This is a genomic window from Enterobacter sp. H2G27 (genome assembly GCF_054403075.1).
The window spans coordinates 86,832-112,833 of record NZ_JBSVSI010000002.1; the positions used below are offsets into that span (position 1 = coordinate 86,832).

Annotated in this window: 30 protein-coding genes and 3 pseudogenes; 27 read left to right on the top strand and 6 right to left on the bottom strand. The window is 54.2% G+C overall.

Annotated features, from left to right (window positions below; genetic code table 11):
- Positions 1–97 precede the first annotated feature (97 nt).
- Both ACW9E7_RS22105 and ACW9E7_RS22110 read left to right on the top strand, forming a co-directional pair.
- A complete protein-coding gene (locus ACW9E7_RS22105) occupies positions 98–388 on the top strand; it encodes a hypothetical protein (RefSeq protein WP_032650491.1) in 291 nt (96 codons plus the stop codon).
- The gene (locus tag ACW9E7_RS22110; RefSeq protein ID WP_248202672.1) at positions 378–1,277 is read left to right on the top strand and encodes a TIR domain-containing protein; all 900 of its coding nucleotides are present in this window, start codon (positions 378–380) and stop codon (positions 1,275–1,277) included. The genes ACW9E7_RS22105 and ACW9E7_RS22110 overlap by 11 nt, the downstream gene beginning before the upstream one ends.
- A 49-nt stretch (positions 1,278–1,326) precedes the next feature.
- On the opposite strand, the gene ACW9E7_RS22115 is transcribed toward ACW9E7_RS22110, so the two are convergent.
- Positions 1,327–3,552: a KAP family P-loop NTPase fold protein gene (locus ACW9E7_RS22115; RefSeq protein ID WP_248202674.1), complete on the bottom strand. Its 2,226-nt coding sequence runs from the start codon at positions 3,550–3,552 to the stop codon at positions 1,327–1,329.
- A 1-nt stretch (position 3,553) separates the two neighbouring features.
- Positions 3,554–4,642 (bottom strand): transcriptional repressor PifC, encoded by a 1,089-nt coding sequence (pifC, locus tag ACW9E7_RS22120; RefSeq protein WP_248202714.1) that lies wholly within the window; start codon positions 4,640–4,642, stop codon positions 3,554–3,556.
- A gap of 597 nt (positions 4,643–5,239) precedes the next feature.
- Here pifC and ACW9E7_RS22125 point away from each other — a divergent pair.
- The 5 genes and pseudogenes from ACW9E7_RS22125 to ACW9E7_RS22145 all read left to right on the top strand — a co-directional run.
- The gene (locus ACW9E7_RS22125) at positions 5,240–5,518 is read left to right on the top strand and encodes a hypothetical protein (protein WP_458728440.1); all 279 of its coding nucleotides are present in this window, start codon (positions 5,240–5,242) and stop codon (positions 5,516–5,518) included.
- A gap of 80 nt (positions 5,519–5,598) precedes the next feature.
- Complete coding sequence (locus ACW9E7_RS22130; RefSeq protein WP_458728441.1) at positions 5,599–6,279, top strand: hypothetical protein; 681 nt, start codon at positions 5,599–5,601, stop codon at positions 6,277–6,279.
- Positions 6,263–6,607, top strand: coding sequence for a hypothetical protein (locus ACW9E7_RS22135; protein ID WP_023345601.1), 345 nt, complete (start codon positions 6,263–6,265; stop codon positions 6,605–6,607). The genes ACW9E7_RS22130 and ACW9E7_RS22135 overlap by 17 nt, the downstream gene beginning before the upstream one ends.
- Entirely contained in the window at positions 6,604–7,380 is a 777-nt protein-coding gene (locus ACW9E7_RS22140; RefSeq protein ID WP_458728442.1) for a site-specific integrase, read from the top strand. Before ACW9E7_RS22135 ends, ACW9E7_RS22140 begins: the two co-directional genes overlap by 4 nt.
- A gap of 175 nt (positions 7,381–7,555) precedes the next feature.
- Positions 7,556–7,824, top strand: a pseudogene (locus ACW9E7_RS22145) (tyrosine-type recombinase/integrase); the annotation flags it as partial.
- Positions 7,825–8,070: 246 nt separating this feature from the next.
- Here the strand turns inward: ACW9E7_RS22145 and ACW9E7_RS22150 are convergent.
- Complete coding sequence (locus ACW9E7_RS22150) at positions 8,071–9,081, bottom strand: RepB family plasmid replication initiator protein (protein ID WP_023345604.1); 1,011 nt, start codon at positions 9,079–9,081, stop codon at positions 8,071–8,073.
- Positions 9,082–9,816: 735 nt separating this feature from the next.
- Between ACW9E7_RS22150 and sopA the strand changes: the two genes are divergently transcribed.
- Together sopA and ACW9E7_RS22160 are read left to right on the top strand one after the other, a co-directional pair.
- The gene (gene sopA / locus ACW9E7_RS22155; protein WP_231793571.1) at positions 9,817–10,983 is read left to right on the top strand and encodes a plasmid-partitioning protein SopA; all 1,167 of its coding nucleotides are present in this window, start codon (positions 9,817–9,819) and stop codon (positions 10,981–10,983) included.
- Positions 10,983–11,951 (top strand): ParB/RepB/Spo0J family plasmid partition protein, encoded by a 969-nt coding sequence (locus tag ACW9E7_RS22160; RefSeq protein ID WP_458728443.1) that lies wholly within the window; start codon positions 10,983–10,985, stop codon positions 11,949–11,951. The genes sopA and ACW9E7_RS22160 overlap by 1 nt, the downstream gene beginning before the upstream one ends.
- A gap of 649 nt (positions 11,952–12,600) precedes the next feature.
- Here the strand turns inward: ACW9E7_RS22160 and ACW9E7_RS22165 are convergent.
- Both ACW9E7_RS22165 and umuD read right to left on the bottom strand, forming a co-directional pair.
- Positions 12,601–13,872: a Y-family DNA polymerase gene (locus tag ACW9E7_RS22165; RefSeq protein ID WP_458728444.1), complete on the bottom strand. Its 1,272-nt coding sequence runs from the start codon at positions 13,870–13,872 to the stop codon at positions 12,601–12,603.
- Positions 13,872–14,303, bottom strand: coding sequence for a translesion error-prone DNA polymerase V autoproteolytic subunit (gene umuD, locus ACW9E7_RS22170; RefSeq protein WP_102751525.1), 432 nt, complete (start codon positions 14,301–14,303; stop codon positions 13,872–13,874). The genes ACW9E7_RS22165 and umuD overlap by 1 nt, the downstream gene beginning before the upstream one ends.
- A gap of 231 nt (positions 14,304–14,534) precedes the next feature.
- Between umuD and parM the strand changes: the two genes are divergently transcribed.
- From parM to ACW9E7_RS22260, 18 genes and pseudogenes are all read left to right on the top strand, one after another.
- Positions 14,535–15,506 carry a plasmid segregation protein ParM domain-containing protein gene (parM, locus tag ACW9E7_RS22175; protein ID WP_458728469.1) on the top strand — a complete coding sequence of 324 codons (972 nt, stop codon included), beginning with the start codon at positions 14,535–14,537 and terminating at the stop codon, positions 15,504–15,506.
- A 2-nt stretch (positions 15,507–15,508) separates the two neighbouring features.
- The gene (locus ACW9E7_RS22180; RefSeq protein WP_458728445.1) at positions 15,509–16,171 is read left to right on the top strand and encodes a plasmid partitioning/stability family protein; all 663 of its coding nucleotides are present in this window, start codon (positions 15,509–15,511) and stop codon (positions 16,169–16,171) included.
- Positions 16,172–16,174: 3 nt separating this feature from the next.
- Positions 16,175–16,438 (top strand): hypothetical protein, encoded by a 264-nt coding sequence (locus ACW9E7_RS22185; protein WP_062939626.1) that lies wholly within the window; start codon positions 16,175–16,177, stop codon positions 16,436–16,438.
- 28 nt (positions 16,439–16,466) lie between these two features.
- Positions 16,467–16,670, top strand: coding sequence for a hypothetical protein (locus ACW9E7_RS22190; RefSeq protein WP_261905524.1), 204 nt, complete (start codon positions 16,467–16,469; stop codon positions 16,668–16,670).
- 352 nt (positions 16,671–17,022) lie between these two features.
- Positions 17,023–17,715 carry a DNA methylase gene (locus ACW9E7_RS22195; protein ID WP_458728446.1) on the top strand — a complete coding sequence of 231 codons (693 nt, stop codon included), beginning with the start codon at positions 17,023–17,025 and terminating at the stop codon, positions 17,713–17,715.
- Entirely contained in the window at positions 17,712–17,933 is a 222-nt protein-coding gene (locus ACW9E7_RS22200; protein WP_013087144.1) for a hypothetical protein, read from the top strand. The genes ACW9E7_RS22195 and ACW9E7_RS22200 overlap by 4 nt, the downstream gene beginning before the upstream one ends.
- A 55-nt stretch (positions 17,934–17,988) precedes the next feature.
- Positions 17,989–18,426, top strand: coding sequence for a DUF1380 family protein (locus ACW9E7_RS22205; protein WP_458728447.1), 438 nt, complete (start codon positions 17,989–17,991; stop codon positions 18,424–18,426).
- A 338-nt stretch (positions 18,427–18,764) separates the two neighbouring features.
- Positions 18,765–19,193 carry an antirestriction protein gene (locus ACW9E7_RS22210; protein WP_458728448.1) on the top strand — a complete coding sequence of 143 codons (429 nt, stop codon included), beginning with the start codon at positions 18,765–18,767 and terminating at the stop codon, positions 19,191–19,193.
- A gap of 38 nt (positions 19,194–19,231) precedes the next feature.
- The gene (locus ACW9E7_RS22215; protein ID WP_458728449.1) at positions 19,232–19,429 is read left to right on the top strand and encodes a hypothetical protein; all 198 of its coding nucleotides are present in this window, start codon (positions 19,232–19,234) and stop codon (positions 19,427–19,429) included.
- A gap of 756 nt (positions 19,430–20,185) precedes the next feature.
- Complete coding sequence (locus tag ACW9E7_RS22220; protein ID WP_069733705.1) at positions 20,186–20,458, top strand: hypothetical protein; 273 nt, start codon at positions 20,186–20,188, stop codon at positions 20,456–20,458.
- Between the two features lie 43 nt (positions 20,459–20,501).
- Positions 20,502–20,867 carry a hypothetical protein gene (locus tag ACW9E7_RS22225; RefSeq protein WP_458728450.1) on the top strand — a complete coding sequence of 122 codons (366 nt, stop codon included), beginning with the start codon at positions 20,502–20,504 and terminating at the stop codon, positions 20,865–20,867.
- 67 nt (positions 20,868–20,934) lie between these two features.
- The gene (locus ACW9E7_RS22230; protein ID WP_458728451.1) at positions 20,935–22,947 is read left to right on the top strand and encodes a ParB/RepB/Spo0J family partition protein; all 2,013 of its coding nucleotides are present in this window, start codon (positions 20,935–20,937) and stop codon (positions 22,945–22,947) included.
- A 37-nt stretch (positions 22,948–22,984) separates the two neighbouring features.
- Entirely contained in the window at positions 22,985–23,419 is a 435-nt protein-coding gene (gene psiB, locus ACW9E7_RS22235) for a conjugation system SOS inhibitor PsiB (protein WP_192979293.1), read from the top strand.
- Positions 23,416–24,147 carry a plasmid SOS inhibition protein A gene (locus tag ACW9E7_RS22240; RefSeq protein ID WP_458728452.1) on the top strand — a complete coding sequence of 244 codons (732 nt, stop codon included), beginning with the start codon at positions 23,416–23,418 and terminating at the stop codon, positions 24,145–24,147. The genes psiB and ACW9E7_RS22240 overlap by 4 nt, the downstream gene beginning before the upstream one ends.
- A complete protein-coding gene (locus tag ACW9E7_RS22245) occupies positions 24,144–24,374 on the top strand; it encodes a hypothetical protein (RefSeq protein ID WP_338628878.1) in 231 nt (76 codons plus the stop codon). Before ACW9E7_RS22240 ends, ACW9E7_RS22245 begins: the two co-directional genes overlap by 4 nt.
- On the top strand, positions 24,371–24,595 hold the full coding sequence (locus ACW9E7_RS22250; RefSeq protein ID WP_004146150.1) for a hypothetical protein: 225 nt from the start codon (positions 24,371–24,373) through the stop codon (positions 24,593–24,595). The genes ACW9E7_RS22245 and ACW9E7_RS22250 overlap by 4 nt, the downstream gene beginning before the upstream one ends.
- Before the next feature lie 133 nt (positions 24,596–24,728).
- Positions 24,729–24,944, top strand: a pseudogene (locus ACW9E7_RS22255) (DUF5431 family protein); the annotation flags it as partial.
- A complete protein-coding gene (locus ACW9E7_RS22260; RefSeq protein ID WP_224776414.1) occupies positions 24,889–25,011 on the top strand; it encodes a type I toxin-antitoxin system Hok family toxin in 123 nt (40 codons plus the stop codon). The pseudogene ACW9E7_RS22255 and the gene ACW9E7_RS22260, both read left to right, overlap by 56 nt.
- 263 nt (positions 25,012–25,274) lie before the next feature.
- Here the strand turns inward: ACW9E7_RS22260 and ACW9E7_RS22265 are convergent.
- A pseudogene (locus ACW9E7_RS22265) lies at positions 25,275–25,759 on the bottom strand (cytoplasmic protein).
- Between the last annotated feature and the right edge of the window lie 243 nt (positions 25,760–26,002).

Genomic DNA, 26,002 nt, shown 5'->3' on the forward strand with positions numbered 1-26,002 from the left:
AGTAAAATCGTATGAATTTTGAGTTGGCTCCACTCCTTCCCATTTTCAAAATGTTATCTATAACCGGCTGAGGAACTTCACTGATGCGGAGGCTACATTGGGTGTAAAAATTACAGGTATAGATAAATTGCAGAAACAATTGAAAGAAGTTGAGGAAGCGGCTGAAACCCTTAATGGTAGTTATCCGGTAAATTTTGATGCAAACGATCCTGTCAGCATTGAAACTGCGATTCAGGAAGCGTACAGCATGTTGGATGAGCGAGCCTCACGGTATGCCGATAATCCGATGATTAGTCCCATGATCGAGGCCATGAAAGAGGATTTGCGTCAGCAAATTCTGGATAGTGCCGAACAGCAAAGACAGGAGAACGGGCAGGATGGCAATTGACATTTTTCAGTCACTCAAAAATTGTGTGTATGATTTGCAGCGTGCTGATGCACAGAACTATCAGCAACCACTGAAACAACTGGCCCGGCTGCTGAACGACGGTAATCTACAGGCTGTTAACGAACGCCTGACATGTGATGTCGATCTTGACGCCTTTCTTGCGAAAAGTCATGAAACCGAATCCAGTATGGCTGGCTCCGCCGTCCTGCAGTGGCCTGAAGAACCGCGTGAAATTTTAGGCCTGAAGCTTTTATTAATCAGGAAAATGTCCGTTAACGATAATTTCGCATTCAATTTTTGCCATACGTTTTTCTATGACCGAAAAATTATTGAATCTGTCCGTAAGTTCACCTCCTCGCTACTGGTAACTTTTGTTCGTGACTACCAGCTGTATGTTGAGAATGAATTCGAGCCTGATCCAGTAGTAATACGTCAGGTCTCGCGCAAAATTTTTATTGTTCACGGCCATGATAATGATGCCCTTCAGTCTGTTGCCCGCTTTATATCCCGGATAGGGCTGGAGGAAATCATTCTCTCTGAACGTCCTGATGGCTCAAGGACGGTAATCGAGAAATTTGAAGCGGAGTCAGGGGATGTCAGCTTTGCCATCGTGCTGATGACGCCCGACGACAGCGGCAGTGCCCTGGCATCTGAAAGCACACGTCTGCGTGCACGCCAGAACGTCCTGTATGAGCTCGGATATTTCGCGGGGAAGCTTGGACGCGGGAAGGTACTTGTACTGAGGAAGGGAGATATCGAAATCCCTTCAGATCTTGCCGGGGTTCTCTATACCGAGCTTGATGGGCATGGTGGATGGAAACGCAAGCTGCTGAGTGAGCTGTCATATGCCGGTGTTCCTTTTGACAAGGAAAAAGCGTTAAGCGCCTGATCCACTTTATTTTGTAAGAAAAAGGCCGCTATGCGGCCTTCATTTTGGGTCAGTCGTCATTTTCCAGCGCAGTTTTGAGCGCTTCCAGCTCTGGCGTCAGTTCGTTGCCGGAAAGCATCCCCTTCAGCTTTTCTTCGACTGCAGACCAGTCATCAAAGAACGGGCTGACCTGGTCACGTGCAATCCGGCGATATGCCCCTTTGTCAGAACTAAAGACACTGGTCTGTAAACGTATCAACAGGTCAACAAGGCCTTCATCGGTGGAAGCCATTTCTCTGACCCATTGCTTCACCGTTTCAACTGAGCTCATGTCCCTCCATGCGTAGAGATATCCGAGAATAGACTTGCGCATGAGCAGTTGCTGCTGAAGTTCTGGCTGATTCATACGTTCAGCAAACCTGTCACGCAACCGTTCTGTAATATCACGACTAAATAAAGTTTCAGAGGCAGAAGGCACCGCATTTTGTGCAAGACCGTGTTCCCAGATAAGTCCCCGCATAAAATCGGCTATCCAGAATGGCGAAGCGCCCGTAACGATCAGCATTTCCATCCGCATGATTGTTCTGGCCTCGTCAATAGCCTGCATATGCTTCAGCAGATTCCGTACAACCTGATTAATGCCGGTTTCACGCAGGGAAAACCATGGGTTACGGAGCCGGAAGCGAGTGCTTACCTCATCGGTGTGATCGAAGAAAAACCGAACCAACCCTGCGCATTCTTCGAAATTGCGTTCTTTTATCAGGCCCGGCGTCAGTCTGCTCAGTATATGTTCGAACCAGGTTCCGGACAGACTGCCCACGCTGTTGATTTTTGAGAGGAGCAATTCAGAGAGCTGCTGCTGTTTTTCCGGTACGCTAGCCAGCTCAAAAAGCTGGCTAAAAAATTCAGGGGGCAGAACATTCTGAGGTGAGGAGAAGGAAAAATAATAACGCCAGTGCGTCAGGCTGCTGAGTCGTTTATCTGTCGTCTGGATGTGACGAAAATCTTCACTGACCGGCTCGAACAGATTCAGATGTTCATCATCATGTCCGCTGATACCAGGGATCCATTCGGCGAGACTGAGATATGAGTCTGCATTCGAAGCCCTCAACATCTTCATACACCTGATAAGCCCCTTCCGGAAATCAGCCTTTTCTCTGTCAGAAAGCATACCCTGGCCGGTTTCAATCACGGACCGTTCTGTCAGGTAATGCTCTGCCCAGTCATACAGGGCCGGGTTTTTCACCCGTATAAGCTGGAGCAGGCACAAATCAGGGAAATAAACAAAATCCCGCATCCCCGGATACAGAAAAATCAGGGAATTAATGGCCTGATGGATCTCGCGTGGCGTCGAAAGTGCGGCACCATATGTATCAGTCACCGCGGCGAGATCCCTTGCCATTCCGGAATCTTGCGGCTGATTATTAATTTGCTGATACAACTCCTCAGCCCGCTGGCGAAATTCATTGCGTAGGTCAAAGGCTTCAGGGCGGGGTAATTTAAAACTGAGCTGAATGATTTTCTGCAGGTAACGACTGCCGTCTTTGATATTCAGCGCATGCTCGACGGCATGAGTGATAATCTGCCTGTCATAACAAAGAATATGGGTAAAGCGAGGCAGATCGGCCACTGCACGGACCAGCCTGAACACTTCCGCCACCTGGGACGGCTCCAGTCGGTCCAGATCATCCATGACAATAATGAACTTCAGATCCAGACTGACCAGTTGCCCTGCAATTTCAGCCCGAAGCTTTGTCGTTGTTTTCTGATCAACAGCCAGACGGCTGTCTGAAAATACCTTTATCCCTCCAGCTATCCAGTTGACGATGCTGGAAAACTGCCCAATATACTGAACCAGCGGAAGGACGCGCGATGAAGTATCCTGAGCATACTCAATCACTTTCTGCGCTTCCGGTGACAACAGATATTTACGCCAGAGCTTTTTGAAGCCCTTCGGAGGATGGCGTTTTTCCATTTCCTGCTGGATAACCGTGGCAACAGGAAGAAAGAGCGCTTCAACCGCACTGCCGCCACTCAGCCAGGGGGAAATATGCAGCACATGCGTGTGCCCGTCTTTTTTCTGGGCAAATTTTTTCAAGATCAGGTTCAGCAGGCTTGTTTTACCCGATCCCCATGCTCCTTCTATTCCGACAACATTTGAAGCCTCCTGTGGAAGGGAAAGGATGGACCGGGATATATTTTCTGCGATGTTACTGAAACCGTACCGATCCTCAGATACATCCTCAACTGCCGCATCAAGCCCTTTCTGGTTCCACAGTTGTCTCAGTATTTTCATATTACAGATCCCCGTACAGACAGCGCAGCCCGGTCAGGGCCTCCGCCAGCATGCCTTCAGCGCACCGCATGGTGAGCTCCCGGACCAGCGCCTCAAAGGCCTCTGCCGGCATAAAAATCCGCAGGCCGTCTATCCCGAAAAATCCCTCCGGCGTGACATGTCCGGGCGGGGAGAACATCACGCTCTCTCCCTGATGGCCGTGCGCCAGGGCTTCCGGATGTCTGGCGTACAGGCTGAACAGGCCCAGTAGTTCGGAGAAGGCTTCCCAGCCGTACGGCACCACAAAGTCCTGGCCGGTGATCAGCAGGTGCAGACGTGGCGTGGTGTACCAGGCACCCGGGCGTTCTCCGGGATGCTGGCCGTCAATGCGGATCTCAAGGCGCAGCGTGCCGGCCTCAATGGTTTGCGTGACGGCCGTAATAACCGGGCGCAGTTCCTGCGCCAGATCTCTGGCCTTTTCCCCGCTCCAGTCCAGCCCACGCAGCATCAGCGGGAAAATGGCTTTCAGACGCGGCAGGGTGAAAATCCCGGCGAGCGCACTGGCGGGAATATCGGCGAGGTTAAAGCAGTCGCTCTCCAGCGGACGCAGAAGGTGTTCGGCATACATCTGATCCACGACCGGGCGCAGCGCTGCACGGAAGGCGTCAAACTCTTCCATCCAGTTTTCCCCGGACAGGCGGAAGATCCCCTTCAGGTAATGACCGTCCACCGGGCGGTCATGCTCCACCTGCCAGGCCAGCAGGTCACGGGTGATATCGAGCAGTGTGTCCAGAGCCGGGAGCGTGGCCACTCTGTTCCGGCCGCAAATAAAGGCCTCCCGGGCATACGCCAGGATGAAGCGCAACTCATCCCGGGAGACCGGAGCGGTGCCGAAGGTCTGGCCGAGAATGATATGCCGGTACAGCTGCCGGACCGTCGCCTCCGGATCGGCGACCAGCTGAAAATATCCGTCGCCGGCGGCGGCCGTTTTCAGCCCGTTATCGAGGAAGCGTTCGGCCAGGGCGTTGACCGAAGTATTTTCCCGACCGGCGCGCATTTTCAGCGCCTCGATCAGCTTTTTGTGAAAACGCAGGTTAAGCTGGCTGAGCATCATCGTTCCTTTCATATTTGTTTCATTCTTCATGCTAACCTAGCATTTATGGAAAGAGCTATAAATTAATATAATTTAAAGCTGTAGTTTGTGATGAGGTATGAATTACTGAATGTGATGATTTTAATGCTATAGCAACGCCTGCCCCTTCTCATTTCAGCGGAGATCCGAAAACCCTGAGTTTCGGATCTGCTTTCTTCCCCACACCGCGAAGCGGCGCAGAAACACAACATGTGACCCTCCATCAGCTGCATTATCGTCAATATGTTGTGTTTATCCCCTGCCCCGTGACCGGCCGCTCACCACCGGAAAAGTGCGGTGTGGTTATTCCGTGCGCGTGGTACACTTCCGGAAACCGTGAAATAACGGAAAAGTCGGATCACCATGAAACGGGCTTCCGGTAATTTAACAGCGTTGCTATATGGCTACTTATTATCAGCCTGAAAATGATTACGTCATGGGAAAATCATCCGGATGACGGACTCAAGGTGTGCTCAGCTTACTGTGCTGCGCGCCATAATTACTCTGAGTGACTATTTTATGTGCAACCGATGTATTGCTGGTCGAACTGGTTACAGGACACTACTGGAAATAAGAATGGCTCTTGGTATCCCAAACAGCACTCCATTATGGATTCGGGATTTAGAATATCCGATTAATCCACGTTATCTGGTGAATTCATCTGGCTTTGTTATTGCTATTCAGGAGCCAGACTGCGAGTTCTGGCATCTGCGGCTACCTTGTGATGGCTCGGGTGTTAAGGACGGTTGTTCACCCGATAATGGAGAATTTGATCAAAAGCTGGCTGATGTTGGTGACACAATGCTGCATGACATTCAGCCTGACTTCTTGGCAGGCTTCAGAAAGAAGCATTAACAGGTGGGAAGGCGGGATTTCTCAGCTACCCTGGTGCAGTCCGGTACAAAGGGTTTAAGGAATTGAGAATGGTACGAATAATGAAAAAGCTTACCGAAAAAGGGGTCACCCTGGTATTACTAGGCTGTACTTCCTGTGTCGCTGACGCGGCTACGCATGAAGGAATGCAGGGACTTGAGCCAGCAACAACAATGATCAAGAGTACCCAGCCAGTAGCTGATAATCTGCAAATCTGGGTGCCAGTGTTTTCCGCCTTCATTGGTGGTTTGATGGCAATCGCCGGCGGTATCGTAACCCAGTGGTTTATCGCGCGGAAGGAAAAAAATGAAAAGGTACAAAAACTTGCTTCCGACAGAGCATTCATCGGTGCCGGCCTTATCCTCTATCTGAAAGAGTGCCGCTATCAATTTAAACTTGTGGCTTCGGACTCCGGTGAATACAGAAACCAGGCGAATGAAGAAATGGTCCGCATTCCTACACGCCATGCTCAACTCCCTGATATAAGCGATATTGAGGGAGACTGGGCTGTGCTCCCGGGAGAATTGCTACTCCGCATCCGACAGCTTTCTCTGCGACAACAGTCGACTGAACGCTATCTGGAAGTTGAAAGTGATGTCCACGATGACTATCCGGAGAATGCCTCCTACTTCCGTGAAAGGCGTGCAAGGTACAGGCATCTTTCTGAGGAATGTGCTGAGCTGGAAAAAGAAATTAGGGCTCTTTGTGATTTACCGGGAAAGAAGAATGAAAGCAGTGAATGACAGTTCTGAAGCAATCGCTATCTCCGATAATATTGTCGAGCTTCTGGAACTGTGCCAGCAGCTGCAGTCAGAAAAGGATGGCCGGGAACGGCCGGCGCCGGGAGCATATTCCCGCGATGAGGATGAATTTGCCGATCGCATCCGTTCCGCATGCGGGCACGCCCTGCAGCTGCGCCGGCTGCTTCCGGTAGCGACGACCCTCAGCGCCATCGGCGCCGAGATGGAACGCCGGGGAGAAATCAGTGTGCTCCCGGGCGAGGATTACGCGCAGAAAGCACTGGCACGACTTACAGAGCAATACCTGTCCGACAGGGACAACAAGCAATGATGCCGGCAATACCAGGCCAGGGCGTTTCCTTTTCGGCCACGCAGCTGCCGGTGGCCATCGACTATCCTGCCGCACTGGCCCTGCGCCAGATGGCGCTCGTTCAGGACGAACTGCCGAAATACCTGCTGGCGCCGGAAGTGAGCGCCCTGCTCCACTACGTGCCCGATCTTCACCGCAAGATGCTGCTGGCCACCCTGTGGAACACCGGCGCCCGTATTAACGAAGCACTGGCCCTGACAAGGGGAGATTTTTCGCTGGCACCGCCGTACCCGTTCGTGCAGCTGGCCACGCTCAAACAGCGCGCCGAGAAGGCAGCCAGAACGGCCGGCCGTGCTCCGGCCGGTAGCCAGCCTCATCGTATCGTTCCGCTTTCTGATGCTAACTATGTCGGTCAGTTGGAGATGATGGTGGCCACGCTTAAAATACCCCTTGAACGACGTAACAAGCGAAGCGGAAGAACCGAGAAGGCGCGTATCTGGGAGATCACCGACCGGACGGTCCGCACCTGGATCGGCGAAGCGGTGGAGGCCGCGGCGGCAGACGGGGTGACATTCTCCGTGCCGGTTACACCGCATACATTCCGCCACAGCTATGCCATGCACATGCTGTATGCCGGCATACCGCTGAAGGTGCTCCAGAGTTTAATGGGACATAAGAGCATCAGCTCGACGGAGGTGTATACGAAGGTGTTTGCGCTCGATGTCGCAGCAAGACACAGGGTACAGTTTTCAATGGCAGAGGCTGATGCTCTTGCAATGCTGAAAACCAGATAACTAAATTTGCAAACGTTTACAGACAGTTGTAACGAAACCCACTTATTCGATAATAAATTAATCTTGCGTTACGTGAAAACTGACAGGGTACAAGGCCGGAATTCACGTAGCACACTTTACTTCTTCTTTATTATTTACCTTCTCGTTCCGATCCTGTCCATCCTGGCATTACCCCATTTCACCAGAACGCATTTCACTGTTGCCGATAGCCCATGGGGTCGACTTTGCGACCGCGGTCTCACTCAGAAGGATGGCCATCTTAACCGGCGCTCCCTGGCGTTCCTCCTCGCCTCCGAAGTGAAAGCCCTGCTCATCTACATGCCGGATCTTCGCCATTACATACTGTTCTCCACTTTCTGGAACACCGGTGTGCGGATCGGTGAATCCCGGACGCTGACCCCGGAATCCTTTGATCTCGACGGGTTAAGACCCTTTGTGAAAGTACCGGACTCAGGGCATCCGGCCTAACGCACAATATTGACTGAGTGATGAAGGGACACATATTGCAGTGAAGATGTTCAGTAGACTGCCCGCTATTACACACACCGCAGTCAATATCAATACCCCGGGAGGCGTATCCGCATATTGCAGTCAAGGCAGGCAAAACCTAAACGGGATGATGAATCCGTATAAATTGACTGTGGTATGCAGAGCGCATACCACAGTCAACACATCCTAAAATGGCATACCTCAGTCATTTTCCGATTTCACGCTGCTGAGCGCTTTTGCCAGTTTCTGAGGATCAATACCTGCAGCCTTCAGGGCTTTAATCACTTCGTCATAGTTCTGCTCAGGTACTTCCTCTTCCGGCTCACGGGGAACAACGACCTTGCTACTAATGAGTTTCGGATTACGGTAATGCACGCTGAAGTAGGTGGCCCGGCCGCGTTTGAATTCGGTGTAATCCAGATAGCCGATATCCTTCAACTGCGCCATAGCTTTGCGCACCGTGTGGTTCTGCGTGTAGATGTTAGACGTCAGATTGAGTCTGTCACGCATACGTTTCATGGATATGGGAGCCGGATTCTGTGGCAGGCTTTCGATGTAGGTATAGAGTGCCTGCGCAGACTCCTTGCGCTGCAGGGCATCGATGGCCTTCAGACGCAACAGAACCCGCCTGTCCATCTGATAAAGCTCAAAGAGCTTGGGCTCTGCCCTGATCTCCACGACATCGGCAGTGATGTCATAATAGGCAGACTGAACCAGGTGTGTGGTCCACCCTTTCGTTTCACTCTGAAACTTGAGGGTCACGGACGCAAGCTTGAACAGAGAGTTGCTGATCCTGTCGCGCATTTTTTTGTTAGAGCGTCGGGAGTCAAAACCACACATTTTAACGAACTCAACAAAAGACAGCTTAAGCGTGTCATCCTTGACGCCAAAATCATACATTGAACGGATGATCCCGAGCCAGACTTTGAAGTCAGTATCCATATCAAGGCGCGATCCGGTGATCCTGACATCGGTGTACCCCTCACTACGGGCAATGGACAGCTGTACGAGCTCCTCAGTCGCATCCGTGACGTTTTTGCGGTTAGTCTTACTCCTGGAGGTCGATTTCAGGGTAGGAACGAAAAGACCAAGTCTCATGAGCGCTACAGGCTGAACAGTACTGGCGCTGTTGACATCCAGCTTAACAACTTCGCCCGTTGTCTTGTTGACCTCCTGAAGATTCAGGGGTAACTCATTATTTTCCATAGCCATTTTATTAACCCGCAGTTATCCACAAAGGAAAGTATATATGCATATCACAGTCAACGGAAATACATACCCCAGTTAATACAATCGCATACCGCAATAGGTGATCCCGCACACAACAGTCAACATACCACACACCGCAGTTAATGAAGACAGCATCCAGGCCCAGGCGCAACGGGGCATTGAACGATCCGGGGATCTCTTTTTGATCTCAAGATGATCTCCTTAAGGATCAATTACTGGATCGAAGTATGGAATAACTGTCAGCGTCCTGTACACATGGCGACTGACATTACAAAAAACGAATTCAGGTACAACAATGAGATAGTTCAGTAGCCCGAAAGATAATAATATTGACTGCGATATGCAGGAAAATGCATTCCATTGCACTCCCCTTACCCTAATCAGTTACATACCACAGTCAATAATCTGCATACTTTAGTGAAGTATTCATACTTCAGACCACCGGTGACCCTTGTCAGCTGTAGAGCGTCACCAGATCCTTCAAGTGTGCAGTAATTCCGCTTCCTCGACGCATGCGCCTGTGCGCACGCTTTCTGCGGCGAGCGGATGATATTTACTAAGGTGTGCAGGCTGGCATCTCAGGGTCATGTTGAAATGAATATGGTTGTATTCCGATCAGCTTTGCAATTTTTGATGTGGTTTGCAATTTTAATGTTGCTTTGCAACTTTCATCAAGATTTAATAGCTTAATGCAAAGCTGAAGACAAGGAACATATAATGGGACTGATGGACACGCTTGACCAGTGCATAGCGGCCGGTCATGAAATGACGAAAGCTATCGCGATTGCTCAGTTTAATGATGACAGCCCGGAGGCCAGGAAAATCACCCGGCGCTGGCGTGTGGGTGAAGCCGCTGATCTGATTGGCGTTTCTTCTCAGGCGATCCGCGATGCAGAAAAAGCTGGACGCCTTCCCCATCCTGATATGGAAATGCGTGGACGTGTGGAGCAACGGGTGGGCTACACCATTGAGCAAATTAACCACATGCGGGATGTATTTGGCACCCGTCTGCGCCGTCCTGATGACAGCGTTCCGCCCGTTATCGCAGTAGCAGCACATAAAGGAGGGGTCTATAAGACATCCGTATCTGTCCATCTGGCACAGGATCTGGCGCTGAAAGGGCTGCGGGTCCTTCTTGTCGAAGGGAACGATCCTCAGGGCACTGCCTCCATGTACCACGGCTGGGTTCCTGATTTGCATATCCATGCCGAAGATACACTGCTGCCTTTTTATCTGGGTGAGCGCGATGATGCTGCCTATGCCGTCAAGCCCACCTGCTGGCCGGGTCTCGACATCATTCCGTCATGCCTGGCCCTGCACCGCATTGAGACAGAGCTCATGGGAAGGTTTGACGACGGGAAACTGCCGACAGAACCTCACATGATGCTTCGTCTGGCCATCGAAACGGTGGCTCATGATTATGATGTCATTGTTATCGACAGTGCACCAAACCTCGGTATTGGTACCATCAATGTCGTCTGTGCTGCGGATGTGCTCATCGTGCCAACACCCGCAGAGTTATTCGATTACACCTCTGCCCTTCAGTTTTTTGACATGCTGCGCGATCTTTTAAAAAACGTGGATCTGCAGGGTTTTGAACCTGACGTCAGAATTCTTCTGACCAAGTACAGCAATAACAATGGCTCACAGTCACCCTGGATGGAGGAACAGATCCGCGATGCTTGGGGAAGCATGGTACTGAAAAACGTTGTACGCGAGACCGACGAGGTTGGTAAAGGTCAGATCCGTATGAGAACAGTGTTTGAGCAGGCTATCGATCAGCGCTCGTCTACAGGAGCTTGGCGAAATGCGCTGGCTATCTGGGAACCTGTCTGTAATGAAATTTTTGATCGCCTGATTAAACCTCGCTGGGAGATCAGATAATGAAACGTGCACCAGTTATTCCAAAACATACCGTAAAAGATATCCGCCCCGAAACTGATCCGTCAGCGGCACCCGCTGCACCGATGGTTGATTCATTAATTGCACGGGTGGGAGCCATGGCCCGCGGGAATACCATTCTGCTTCCGGTTTGTGGCCGGGAAGTGAAATTTATTCTCGAAGCCATCCCGGGCGAGAGCGTTGAAACGGCATCAAGGGTCTGGTCAGGTAATGAACGTGACCAGGAACTACTGACCGAAGACGCGCTTGATGATCTGATCCCCTCTTTCCTCCTGAGTGGTCAGCAGACGCCTGCGTTCGGACGACGGGTAGAAGGAGGTGTCATCGAGATTGCAGATGGTAGTCGTCGTCGGAAAGCAGCCATACTGACATCATCGGATTATCGCGTTCTTGTTGGCGATCTCGATGACGAACAGATGATGTCGTTATCCAGGTTGGGTAATGATTACCGCCCAGTCAGTGCTTATGAACGGGGCAAGCGCTATGCACTACGGCTGGAAAATGAATTTAGCGGCAATGTCTCCGCCCTGGCAGACGCCGAGAATATTTCCCGTAAAATTATCACGCGCTGCATAAACACGGCTCTGTTACCAAAATCCGTGGTTGCCCTCTTTACTCATCCCGGTGAACTTTCTGCCCGTTCCGGTGAGGCTCTGTATAAGGCATTCTCGGGAAAAGAAGCTTTACTATTGCAACAGACACAGCAGCTTCATGAGCAAAAGAAAGCGGGGGTTATATTTGAACCCGAGGAAGTTATCGGTTTACTAACAGATGTACTTAAAGAGCCATCCGGTAAAAAAGTTAATCTCAGTACCCGTCACCAGTTTGTACCTGGAGCTACAGCTCTTTACAAAGGCGATAGGGTCATTTTTAATCTCGACAAATCACGCTTGCCTGCCGAGTGTATCGAGAAGATAGAAAGCATACTTCGCGACTTACAAAAAGTTTAGCCTGTTTAATGATACAAGCGAGCGTTATCATTAATTTCCAATATCCTTAATGCGTTACATGCTGCTTCGGAATATATACATCCGGAGCAGCTATTCTCTGCACTCTAGCCCAGTGTTGTTAAAAAGGTCTGTTTTCTTCTCTCAACCTGATTGTTACCATAATCTAAAATCTAGTTCATGCTACTTTTTCTTAACTAGTTCCACGGTTCACCCTCAACCTGCATATCAGAACACAGACGGTAGCCCATCCCGGAATACTGATTCCACACACCAGATTAACTGGGACCATGGTCACACCTCCTACTTGCGTTTCAGAACTCATCCGTCAACCCCGCCCGGAATGTTGATTCCACACACCGGATTAAACTGGGACCACGGTCCCACCTCCTACTTGCGTGGCAGAACTCACCCGTCAAACCCCACTGGGAATATCGATTCCACACCCCGGATTTAACTGGGACCATGGTCCCACTCTGTTCAGTTGTTTCTATCACAATACCGATTTTGAGATTGTTACAGTGATTCCTGTTTTCGGTGCGTAAGAAGATTATGTTCGTTTTGTTCCCCTGGTGCTTCCTCGCTCACTCGCGGGCTTCGCCCTGTCGTTCGGCTGCGGCGAGCACTACTGGCCCTCTCTGAAAAGCAGAATTTATCTGATCCTCGCAACGGGAATATCTTTCCAGCGGGTGGTGTACGCAGGGGAGAGCATATCGCGTTTCATTTGCCATGCAGGCGCAATCCCTCGTCCGGCAAACCAGACCTGTCCCAGACCGGAATGATTAATGCCATCGAGAACCTTCATCAGCTCAGCGCTGTGAGGACGTGGCGGACGTTCGTCGAACAGCTGCAGCTGCGAGACGCCGGAGCCGGTGAAGTCATTCAGCATCACACCGGCTTTGGCATACCGGTGCCCGTCCTTCCAGATTCGCCCCAAAGCCGTTGTGGCGGCCGCAATGATGTCCCGGGTGTCCTGAGTGGGGGTAAGCAGTTTCTCCGTGGCCACGTTCCCGTAGTAAGGCTCTTTAACGGCGAACGGAGACGTTTTGATGAATACGGAAATATGCCGGCAGTACTGGTGCTCTTTACGCAGCTTTTCAGAGGCCCGCTCTGCGTACTGACAGACAGCCTGGCGGAGCGAATCGTATTCAGTGACCTTCTCACCAAAGCTGCGGCTGCAGACTATCTGCTGCTTTGTTGGCGGTGCTTCCTCAAGCGACATGCAGCTTTCCCCGTTCAGTTCCCGCACCGTTCGCTCGAGAACCACGGTGAAATTTTTGCGGATAAAGGCCGGGTTCGTCAGGGCCAGATCGAGCGCGGTTTTGATGCCGAGAACATTGAGCTTGCGTGCAATACGGTTTGCCACGCCCCAGATCTCTTCGACCGGCTGCAGTGAAAGCAGTTTCCGCGTTCGCTGAGGATTACCCCGGGTCAGGGCGAGCACACCACGAAACTGTTTCCACTCCTTTGAGGCCCACTGTGCTGATTTTGCCAGCGTTTTCGTCGGACCGATGCCCACGCCGATGGTCAGACGGGTACAGTCATACACGTGCTGGCGCAGCTGCCGGCCGAAGTCCTCCAGGTCCATGCAATGCTCCACTCCAGCCAGGTCAACAAAGAGCTCGTCAATTGAGTAAAATTCTACTCTGGGCGCCAGCTCCTCCAGGCAGCTCATCACGCGCGCCGACATCGAGGCATAAAGTTCATAGTTGCTTGAGAACGCGTATATTTTTTCCGGGTACCTTTCGTTTTTCATCTGAAACCACGGCGTGCCCATTATGATCCAGGGCTTTGCCTCGGCACTTCTTGCGATTACGCAGCCATCGTTGTTACTGAGCACTACTACCGGTTTTCCTTTCAAATCCGGGCGGAAAACACGTTCACAGCTCGCATAAAAGCTGTTCACATCGGCCAGGGCAAACATCAGTACATCTCCCTCGGGCGGTGGATGATGTGCGTGACGACGCCAAAGATATCCAGATCGTCCGGGTCGGGATAAATCGGCGACCACGAGGCGTTCATGGGCTGCAGCGTCAGTCGTGGCGTCAGCAGAAGCCGTTTAACCGTAAACTCCCCTTGTACGCTGGCCACAACGATATCACCGTGCTGAGGCTTCTCTGCACTGTCCACAACCAGCAGATCGCCGTTGTAAAGGCTGCCGTCGGACATACTGTCACCGCTGGCACGCAGGTAGTAAGTCGCGCTCGGATGACGTATGCAGTAATCATGGAGATCCAGGTCGGACTCGACATAGTCAGCTGCAGGGCTGGGAAAACCGCAGCTGGCCAGGTCTGCAAACAACGGATGGGCCTGTGGCGGGAGTTCTTTCCCGGTGCTGAAAAGCTGCAGTTTCATCTTTCCTCCTTACGGCTAAATATACTGGTTATACATACAGTATATTTAACAGCGTGAGGATAATCCAGATCACCTGCTCAATGTGCTGTGTAAGTAACCTAAGCTACTCAAAATGTTCTTAAATATCATTTTGATTATTTTATATTGCTCATAATGAGAAATAAGGCTTTTGTTTTTCCATTTTGCTCTTATAATGTGTATCAAATTGAGTTTAATTGACGGAGCATAATGATGAATATTTACTGCGATGATGGTTCAACTAATGTTAAGCTGGCATGGTTTGAAGGAAACGAGCTGCAGTCCCGGGTTTCTGCTAACTCCTTCCGGCATGGCTGGAAAGTGGCGGAGTTCAGTGCTGCAACGTTCAACTATCAGGTGGGCACGCTGAAATACACCTGGGACAGCGTCAGCCGGGATGCCATCCCGACAACAAACGTGGAGTATCAGTACGGTGATCTCAACCTGCTGGCCGTGCATCATGCGCTGCTGAACAGCGGGCTTGAGCCGCAGCCGGTGAGCCTGACCGTGACGCTGCCCCTGAGCGAGTATTATGACGGGGACTGCCAGCGGAACGAGGAGAACATCCGACGTAAACGGGAAAACCTGATGCGTGAGCTGGTTCTGAATAAGGGCAGGGCATTTACCGTAACGGACGTGAAGGTGATGCCGGAATCACTGCCGGCGGCGTTCTCCCGTCTCGCGGAGCTGAAGCCCGGACCCGCAGAGACCACCCTGATTATCGATCTCGGCGGAACCACGCTCGATGCCGGCGTGATTGTCGGACAGTTTGACGATATCAGTGCGGTACACGGCAATCCGTCTGTCGGCGTGTCGCAGGTCACCCGCGCAGCTGCAGGCGCGCTGCGGGCTGCAGACAGCGAAACCAGCGCGCTTATTGCTGACACGGTCATCCGCAACCGCAATGATCGTCAGTATCTGCAGCGTGTGATCAACGATGCCGGAAAAATCGACGATGTGCTGAACAAAATTACAGAGGCAATCACTTCCCTGGGCGCGCGTGTCACCAGTGAGCTGACGGCCTTCAGGAACGTTAACCGGGTATTCCTGGTCGGGGGAGGGGCATCCCTCATTGAAGAGGCTATCCGTCAGGCCTGGCCTCTGGCTCCTGACCGTATCGAGGTTATAGGCGATCCGCAGCTGGCGCTGGCCAGAGAGATTGCCCTTTACAATAAAGAGGACTAAACGTGCCGGACGGCCAGTATTCTTTCTATCTGCACAGCGACGATCGCACCGACATCGCGGCGATGGCGACCATCAGCACCATCTCACAGCCCCTGCGCGGTGACTTCATCCGGACCGCCGCCACCGCCGGGGCGGTGATGTACCAGACGGATGCCCGTTTACCGGCACTGATCCCGGTGTTCTTTGACGGGCATCTGAGCGCCATCCGGCTTTGCGCCGTGATGGCCCTGGTCTCCGGCACCTGGTCTTCACTCTCAGGACTTCCTGATGAGCCTGATGGTGGCGTGGCGGCTCTGGCCATGTCACCGGATACGGAATACCAGCGCCGGCGTTACACCCTGACGCTTCTGGATGACCGGAGCAGTGAACGGGTTGAGCGTGTGCTGACGGGGGTGTCATCGCGCCTGCGTGGAGAGCTGCTGAGAAACCTGATTATCACCGGTCTGGCCCTGCATACGACCGCGCCGGAGCTGCCGCGTCTGCTGGCCAGCATGCCGGTACCGCCCGGCACGGTCAGAGAGCTGCAGGTTCTGGTTCAGCAGATGGCCGGTACGGCTGGCGTGAGTAAAGCTGCAGTACCGGAGAAACCAGCAGAGCCTGCCGCACCGGTAACCGGTGAAGCGACCAGGATAAAGAAAAATATGCGACGGGCATTCGGAGACTAGAACATGTCAGTGATTAAACAGAAGGCAGAGCAGTGCATTCATAACTTTCTGCGCGCCAGGAACGTGCCTGAATCTCAGTGGCCGGAACGGGTCAAAAAGACCGGCAGGGGAATGATACTGGCAGGCGTGGCCGTTGTGGTTCCCGGCGTTCTGGTTGATAACATCTCCCTGCCGGTGACAATCGCGATGCAGGTCTGCTACGCCTCACTGATCGGCCTCGGGGTTCTCCTGGCGTTTGACGAGAAAAAACCAAAGGGGCGGGGATGAATATGAACATTAACCTGAAGGAAACGGTATGAAGCTTGAAGAACTGTCAGGAGACGAACGCACACTGGTCGTTGTGGCACTGCAGGCGCTGCACCGTGAGAGATTAGCCGCATCAAATGCCGTCTTTACGGTCTGTAGTCTGGCCGGAAAAGAGCAGCCGCCGGAAGATATTTTTGGGCTGCGTGAAGTTCAGGATGCGCTGAGACGTATCGGTGCTGCACCTGCGCGTTAAATCCGGCCCCGTACACTTCAGAACTAAAAAACGGCAGGCTGATATCGTGTCCCTGCCGCCATACATTACCTCGTCCTTATCCTCTGCCTCCTCCTCCTGAATAAAAAGGAAGTCGTTTCTCTCCGCTTTATTGCCGCCAGCCGGCGGCGTGTTCAACGCCGTGCCTTCACGCTAACCCGACCGCTGCGGTCGCAAGGGTTCACGTTGTCTCCGTCCTCACCCGTTCGCACCTTTCACGGTGCATTCAGCCCGTGAAAGGCTTGCGGCGTCGCCCCTGCGCCCTCCGCTTTCCGCCGGGTTTTTGTGGCGGCACGGCGCAAGAGGGTGCCGCATATCAGAGAGGAGTGTGTCTATGTCCCGTTTTATTCTGGGTGACTGCGTGCAGGTGATGTCCCGTTTTCCGGCGCGTGCCGTCGATTTTGTTCTTACCGATCCACCGTATCTGGTTGGCTATAAGGATCGTACCGGCCGCACCCTGGCCGGGGACAACTCTGCCGAATGGCTCCAGCCCGCATGTCATGAAATGTACCGCGTGCTGAAAAACGACAGCCTTATGGTGAGCTTCTATGCCTGGAACCGCGCGGATCTGTTTCTGAATGCGTGGAAAGCGGCCGGCTTCCGGGTGGTTGGCCATATCGTCTTTGCCAAGAGCTACGCCTCAAAATCGACGTTCGTGGGTTACACCCATGAGAGCGCCTACCTGCTGGCGAAGGGGAGGCCGCAAACCCCGGACCGTCCCATCCCGGACGTGATCCCCTGGAAATACACGGGCAACCGACACCACCCGACGGAGAAGCCGGTGCAGAGCCTGCGGCCACTGATTGAATCGTTCACGCGTCCGGGGGCCATTGTCCTTGACCCGTTCGCCGGCAGCGGCTCCACCTGCGTGGCCGCCGCCGAAGCCAGCCGCCGCTATATCGGGATCGAGATGCTTGAGCAGTACCACGCCGCCGGCGTCCGCCGTCTGGCACAGGTTGAACGGGCGATAAGGATGCCGGCGGCCAATGACGGCGCGTTTTACCCTGACTATCCGGAGGCAGCATGAATTACCCGGGCCTTGAACACCTGCGCGCGGACGTGGCCGCGCTCAGCAATGCCATGTGTGATGTGCGGATGCTGCTGAACCGCCTCGAATCGCAGCACCGGCACGACGCGGCAACGCTTACTGAACGTATGGCAGCGCAGACTCTGCGCCGGATCAACACCCTGCTTCTGGAAGCCTACCGCGAAGCCCTGGTGCTGGACGAGACTTTTCAGGACTGACTGACCCTGCCGGGCTGAGGCCCGGCCTGTAACCCCTTACAAGAGAAAATAAACAATGTACGGAACCCGCGAAGAACTTTGTGTACAGCTTGAAAACATGTTCACGCCTGACGAACTCCTGGTCCTGCTGGTCTGGACGGAAGAGGGGATTAGTGTGGCCTGCCGTGAAGCCCAGCCAGAACCGGACGGCGGTGAAATCCGGGAGGTGATGAAGGCGCTCGGCGAAATGAAAATGACGCAATACCGACAGGAGGGGGTAAATAATCTGACTGTCAGCGATCTCCTGACCCGTCAGCGCGAAGCGGCAAACCGTCAGGTGAGTGTTCCGGCGGTACTCCTGTCCCGCGTCCTGCGTAACTATGAATGCGAGCTGGAAAACCGGATCGGTATGGCCTGGGAAGCCGGGCGGCGGGAGCCGGAATCCGTCAGAAAGGAGCTGAATAACGTTCGCGCCTACAGGAGGCGCTGGCCGCCTGAGAGAACGCCGGGGTAACGCCCCGGCAACCGGTGGCCATCCACTGCGAAAAGGATGTCAGTGCCTTCCGCTTTTATCCGCCGCCGCCCTCCGGGCCACGTCGGGACAATGAAACTCCTCTGAAGCTCCGTGCGGTGACGGCATGCGCCGTGACTTCACTGTAGCCCGGCCGCATCGGCCACAAGGGTTCGCTGACGCCTCCGTCCTCACCCGTTCGCACCCTTCACGGTGCATTCAGCCCGTGAAGGCTTTGCGCTGCGGCTTGCGGCGTCGCCCCTGTGTCCTCCGCTTTTCGCCGGTCTGTCGTGTCGTCACGGCGATGCCGGAACCGAGAATATGTTAACCGTGGAGGATCTATGAACCAGACCGTGACCTGTGATGCTGTTCGTCTTGAGGGTGCGCAGCGCCTGACTTTCCTGCCTGATTTGTTTGGCGGCGATTTTATGACGTCCGAGGCGTCCGTGTATGCCTACGCCCAGCGCTACTGCCCCGAGTATCAGGGGGGATTCTGGCAGTTTTACCGGCTGCCGGAAGGCGGCGGATATATGGCGCCTGACGTGGAGAGCCTGACCCTGTGCAATCAGGACAACTGGTTTGAGCAGACTGTCAGCGGGGAAGTGGCGGGGATCATCCTCACGGCGCTGGTACTGAATCACCGGAGCTGGCACCACAGTAACCATGACAATGAGGAGCTGTGCCGCCACTTCTGCCGCCGTTACGAACAGCTTATGGCATTTGCTGATACCCATCCGGAAAGCGCCACCATCTGGCGTGCCCTTGACTGACCACGGGCGGCGATGCCGCCCGACTAAAGGAGAAAAACATGCAACTGTCACCGGAAACCCGCAGCATCCTGCTCCAGTATAAAACGCTCATTAACGAGCGACGTCGCGAATTAGGACTCTGCCCCGTAACCACAGCGAAAGTGCTGGATGAGATCTGCGAATCCGCAACCCGCCAGTGCGCGGTCTATCTATGTGGCCACTTCATCCTCCAGGGCGGGCAGGGCGACGGGCAGTAATGCGGCAGGGCGGGGCTGATGCACCGCCTGTACGCGCGCGAAAAACCCTGTCATCCCTGCGGGCTGACGGGCGGCAGGGGAAGCGCCTGCGGCGCTACCCCTCTTCGCCCTTGTGTGATGTCAGAGCAAAGCTGAAGCACAGCATTGTGAGGGCAATTTGTCACGGATACGCTCCTGCGTGGCGTGGCGTGGCGTGGCGTGGCGTGGCGTGGCGTGGCGTGGCCACTGGCTCTGAAACCCGATCAGCAAATTTCCGACAATAAAAATCAACCCCAGTCTGGCCCCCTTCGGCTCCCGGCCAGCGTTGCTGTCCGGTCGTCGAGCCCCACTCCGCCAGGGCGGCCGCTGCGCACCCGCCGGGCTCCGCCGAACCCCTCCGGGTTTCGGGCCATACGGCTAGGGTCTGATGGCGAAGGTCAAGGGCTGCGGCTTCTCCGGCCGTGCCGTCCGGAACGCCTTCACCGCGCCGGCTGATGCCGTCGCTCTGATGTCGCCACGCCGTTCCGACGTGTCGGGTGTGTGCATCCTGTTCCCCCGGTGAAGCCATCCCCCGTGCGTCCTCACGCGGAGGGCTGCTTGTAGCACCGTCGGGTCGTCATCCAAGGGGTGAAATGCACTCCGCCAAAACTTTTTGCGGGGCGCAAAAACTTTTGTCTCCGCCCCTTTCCTTCCTCCCTTCGCCGTTGCTCCTTTGCCCTTTGCCGCGAGAGAACTCACCAGGGAGATGGCCAGCCATCACCACAGGAGAAAACCAGGATGCACACACGAAACGTCAACGTCAAAACCGCCGCTCAAGAATCTTCCAGGAAGATGGGGGAAGAACAAAACCCTGTTTCTGTCGCACGGGAGTGGGTGGCTCAGGCCACTTCGCTGAAGGCGGGGGTCACCGTCACCCTGTCCGACGTTTCCCGGTATGGCGACGTGCAGGTGGAGATCCGCACCAACGGAACGCTTAACTGGCACGCCTGGTCGTTTGAACCGGATTTTCTTTTTGAACTGAAACGCAATCTGCAATACGTGCAGCTTTAACCGGAGGCCGGATGTCCGGCCTTAACCCAGAGAAGGAGGAAACATGCAGAACCTTAACACCCGTCCGGCGACCCGTAAGGTCGGGCAGAGCACCGAAATCGTGAAGCTGCTGCGCATTCAGGCCAGCGACACCCACGTGGTCGAGTTTGACAACGTGGACACCCGATTTAATGACTGCAACAACTGGCAGGTGATGGCAGAAGGCAAACGTGTCCTGTTCAGCAACCGCATGTATGAGCGTTTTTCAGATGTGAAATCGGGGATCGTGGCAACGATCAACGTGTGTGAAAACAGCGGCAGCGTAACGGATAAAGCGATGCTGGAAGGGGCAAAAGTCATGATGCAGGTTCTTGATGGCTATCCGTCCTTTGCAGCACTGGCAGCACACCCTAAACGCATTACTGATTAACCGAGTGCCGTGACCGGAGGGCAATCCGGCCACGGCTAACCACAACTATCACTGAGAGGTAAAAATCATGGTCGCCACCAATACTACGGCAAAAAAACCAGCCAAGACCACCCGTCAGACAAAATCTGCGGAAAAAATCGCGCAGTCTACCGAGCAGAAGCTCGTCCAGCTGCTCGCTGATACGCCCGTGCAAATCTTCCCGTACTCCCGCCTGTCACGCACTGACTTAAACACGCGCATCATTCCGCATACCGATCAGGAAGTGGAAGAGATGGCAGACAGCATTCAGGCAATGGGCATCCTCCAAAACCTGATCGGTGCAGAACTGCCGGACGGTACGATCGGCATTGTCGGCGGGGAAGGTCGCCGCAGAGGCACAGGCATTCTGGTGATGCGCGGTGTTCTCGATGCAGACACGCCGTTTGTTCCGGTGAAAGTCCTGCCCGTGGAGATGGCTGTGGCGGCCTCGATGATCGAGAACGGTCGACGTAAAAACATGCATCCCGCCGAGCAGATTATCGGTTTTCGTACCCTTCAGCAGGAAGGTAAAACGGCTTCTCAGATCGGCGCACTGATGGGTTATCACCCGCGCCACGTTCAGCGCTGCCTGAAGCTGGCGAATCTTGCCCCCTCCCTGCTGGATGCGCTTGCGCGGGATGAAATCTCCCTTGAACAGTGTGAAGTCCTGACACTTGCTGATACCCATGAGCGTCAGGAGCAGGTCTGGAAAGAGGCTGTTGAACAGTGGCGCGATCCTGCCGTACAGACCCTGCGCAAAATGGTGACTGACGACAAGATGGCCATCAGTCACCCGATGTTTGAGTATGTGGGCGAGGAAGCCTATACCGCCGCTGGCGGTACGCTGACCGCCGACCTGTTCAGCGACAGGGACAGCACCTTTGCCGATGCGGCGCTGGTGAAATCCCTGCTGGCTGGCAAGCTCACCGTGCTCGCCGCCCGTGTTAAGCAGGAGCAGGGCTGGGGCTGGGCTGAGTTCCGTATGACGGAACTACGCTTCAGCGGTGAGGACGGTAAACTGTACCGTTTTGCCATGCCGAAAGCAGTCCTGACGGAAGAAGAACAGAAGCGCGTCAGTGAGCTGGAAGAACAAAGGGACGCCACTGAAACCTACGATGACGAATACGAGCTTCAGCAGCAGATCGATGACATTTACTGCGAGGCGAAGTACCGCGAAGCCACGCCGGAATTTCGCGCCGCGCACGGTATCTGGGTGTCATGGGATGGTGACAATTTCCAGGTTCAGCCTGGTATCCGCAGGCTGACCGACGAAGACCGGGCAGAAGAAGAACAGGCGCGTCAGGAGCGTGAAAGCAACGTGATCAGACACACCACGCCTGAAATACCCGCTGACGCCTATCCGGCAACGCTGGTTAAGGCCATGTCTGCGGAGCGCACTCTCGCCGTTCAGGCAGAACTGGCGGGTCGCCCCGATGTATCGGTGGCGCTCCTGACGTGGACGCTGTGTCTTGCGCTCTTTGACCGCACCTACGGCAAGCGCAATGAACCGCTGAAAGCCTCCGTGTCCTCGAATCAGTATCACCTTGCATCACTGGCTCCATCCGGTGAAGAAGGGAAGGCGCTGACGGCGCTCAATGCACAGAAAAAAGCGCTTCAGGCAACGTTGCCCGAAAACTGGCATCTCGATTTCACCTGGCTGCTGTCATGGTCAGCAGAGCAGGTGAACACCCTGCTGGGATTCTGTGCCGCGCATGGTATCAACGGTATTCAGGAACGTCTGTATAACCATACGCAGAAAAGCGAACTGGACGGGCTGGAAGCGGCGCTGGACTTTGACCTGCGCAAATGGTGGCAGCCGGATGCTGAGAGCTACTTCGGTAAGCTCACGATTTCCCAGATTGGCAAAGCCTATGAAGAAGCCGGACTCAGCGCCCGTGCGGGTGAAGTTGTGAAGCTCAAGCGCCGCGATGCGGCGAAGGCCGCCGAGCAGGATCTGAATGCTCAGGGCTGGCTGCCTGACTGGATGGTGCGCACAGCGCCAGCCGCTGAGGCTGAAGAAGCCACTGAATCCGACGCTGATACCACTGACCATGCTGCTTAATACCGGAGGCCGCCGCCTTCGGGCGGCGGGAAAAGACATGACCATGCAATATGACCTGAACCGAATCAACACCCTGACCGCCTCCGACCTGGAGTTTATCCGTCAGCAGGGTGAGGACGCGCGCCGCGCCCTCAGCGATGCCGTGACCGGCCTCCTGTCGACACCAGAAGGATGGCGCGTCTGCGCCGAATACCGCAGCGAGTTCGGCGGCTTCTTCCCCGTCCAGTGCCGCTTCAGCGCGGACGGCAGTGATGACTGGCATCTGTGCGTGTGCAGCCCCGGCGAAGTCTCTCCGTACTGGCTTCTGGTACTGCTCTCTTCCGGCGGTGATGTGGTGCGTACTCTATACCAGAGCGACACGCTCCAGCCTGACTGGATAAATCAGCTGATCGCGCAGCTGGCAGGTATGCGCCGCTTTAACTGCACTGCCAGCACCGTGGTGAACCTGATGAGCGGGGAGGTGACAGCATGATCCCGTCCTCACACGCGCTCGTTTCCCTGAAGCCCGCCCGTCAGGCAGCAATACAGGCTATCAGCCATGTTGAGTCTGCCCGCGAACGCGGCGCACGACTGCCCGCCATGCCGTATGTGCGTACCTTTCTGCGCCTTCTTACGGGCAGCGGTCGCCTCAACGCCACAGTGGCCAATAAAATACCTGGCCTGCACTGGGTACCAAACAACCGCCATTCGAACCTGAAACAGGTCGAGGAGGCACTCAACACCATGATCGCCACCGGAGGGGAAGCCTGCCCGCTGCCGCTCACGATTGACGTTCAGGCCGAGCTATTCCCTGAAGTCATGCACACCCGCACGGGTCGACGGCTGCACAGGTCCAGCATTAAGACCACGCGTCAGCTTCGCCGCCAGTCCCGTGAGTACGAACAGCGCTGGAAACTGCGCCAGAACCTGCTGGAACAGGCAAAAATCGACCTGAATTTTCAGTCACCGGAAACCGTCTGCACCTGGTATACCCGGTGGAGCGACGAGTTTGACGCGGCAGAGCTGGCCACACCGTTCTGGAACTGGCAGACGCGGTTCGCGTCGCTGAAGGAACTTGACTGGCTTCGCATGAGCGGCGACCCGCTGTATTCAGTCATGTACCAAATCCCGTTTATTGTCCGGGAAACACCTGAGCACATCCGGGTCGCTGAACGCTGGCAGATACCGAACAAGCTGCGTTATCAGCAGGGGGCAGAATGAGAAATAACCCCTGTAAAACGGAGCTGAAGGTCGCCCGCAGCCAGCGAAATAAGCTTCGTACCATGTCCGCAAAGCTGAAAGAAATGTGTTGCGAGTGGGACGGACTGAGTGGCTGGCTGGAAACCGAAAGCGAGCAGCTGGCTGAGAGTATAGACAGGCACCTTGAGGCGCTCGAAGACCAGATCCGTGAATGGTCAGTAGGTACGGATAACCGGGAGGGATATTGAACATCATCAGTCGCAGGTTCGACAAAAAAGAACCCGGAACCGTGTTCCGCCATGCTGAAAGCGGGAAGATCATGTATCGTCTCGATGCCCGGCTGGAGCGGGATGACTGGGAGATAGTGCAGGCGATAATCAGCCTTGTCTATAACGCCGGCGTGGCCGCCGGAAGCAAACAGCGAGCCGCTGAAATTCGTGAGGCTCTGGGGATTTCAGGAACTGAATGACGCGGAAAAATGATGAGGATTTATACAGTTTTCAGACTGTTATTCCTGGGCAGATGATCGACGACGGGATATAATGGCGATGGCGCTTGAGGCTTTTTGCCTCATGACGTGAAGGTGGTTTGTTACCGGTTGTGTGGCAAAAAGAAGAAAGCCCCGTAGGAAGTTAATTTTCATTAACCAACCAAACGAGGCCATCTGCTTGACTAGACACCAACAGAATAGCCTCTTAGCAGCCGCAAGGCAAGGAGAAGACGGCTATGAAACTGCCACGAAATACCCTGATCTGGTGTGTATTGATTGTGTGTCTCACACTACTGATATTCACTTACCTGACACGGAAATCGCTCTGCGAAATCCGTTACAGGGACACGAACAGGGAGGTGGCGGCTTTCATGGCTTACGAATCCGCTAAGTAGCCAACCCCGGCGGGGGGAAACCCCCGCCATTAAGGGGCTGAGGCTGTCTGGACATGCCTGAAGCGCCTTTATGAAGGGGTTACCGGTTTAACGGTAGCCCCTTTTTCCTTCCCGACGCGACCGCACGCCTGAACTTCCGGGAAGGGCAGTTCCCCTGCGGGGAACGGGGCTGGGCGGCAGCGCCTCCGGCGCTGCCCGCTCTCTTCCCTTCCGCTATTTATATTAATGCTAATGTACGCATCCATTAGCATTATAGGCAAAAGTCATTTTTCCCTGTTCCGTGCCGCGCGGATGCCTGTCTGATAGTGCTTTTTCACACTTTCAATATCACTGAGGGTGGAGTCATGGCAGGATTGTGCGGCAAGACGGTAGCGGGAAGCTATTTCATCCAGGATGGCAGGCGTATTGTCGCGGCTGCGGTGCTGGCGACCTTTCTGGCCAAAAGTGGCGACAATGATGTCCTGGCTACCCGAGCGGCCGAAAAGACGCATACAAAGACGCTTTACAATAAGCGGCGTTAAATCCAGATCGATGCTGTCAGCTATCTCAAAAATAAAATTCAGCATCCGGTACGTTTTATAGCGTTTAACTGCAGCGCTGAGACGTGCAGCTCGCTGAGGGAATTCCCACGAATCATCAGAATAACGCTGCAGTCGGCCTGATAATCCAGGGTCAGATGTTCGAGAGTGTATTTAAAGTTGCGGTAAAAATAAGCACGGGACTGTTCAGTCTGAGATTCTTCAGCCATTTCATGCACCAGTTATTAATGCTAATGGATGCGTACATTAGCATTAATCATCGGAGTGTTCAAAATTTCCTCTCTTGCCTGGTGACCTGAATGCAGAAGTGATGCTGCAGCTTCGTGGCCATAACCCGAAAACAGGGCAGGGCGATGGCCCCCTTCGGCTCCCGGCCAGCGTTGCTGTCCGGTCGTCGAGCCCCACTCCGCCAGGGCGGCCGCTGCGCACCCGCCGGGCTCCGCCGAACCCCT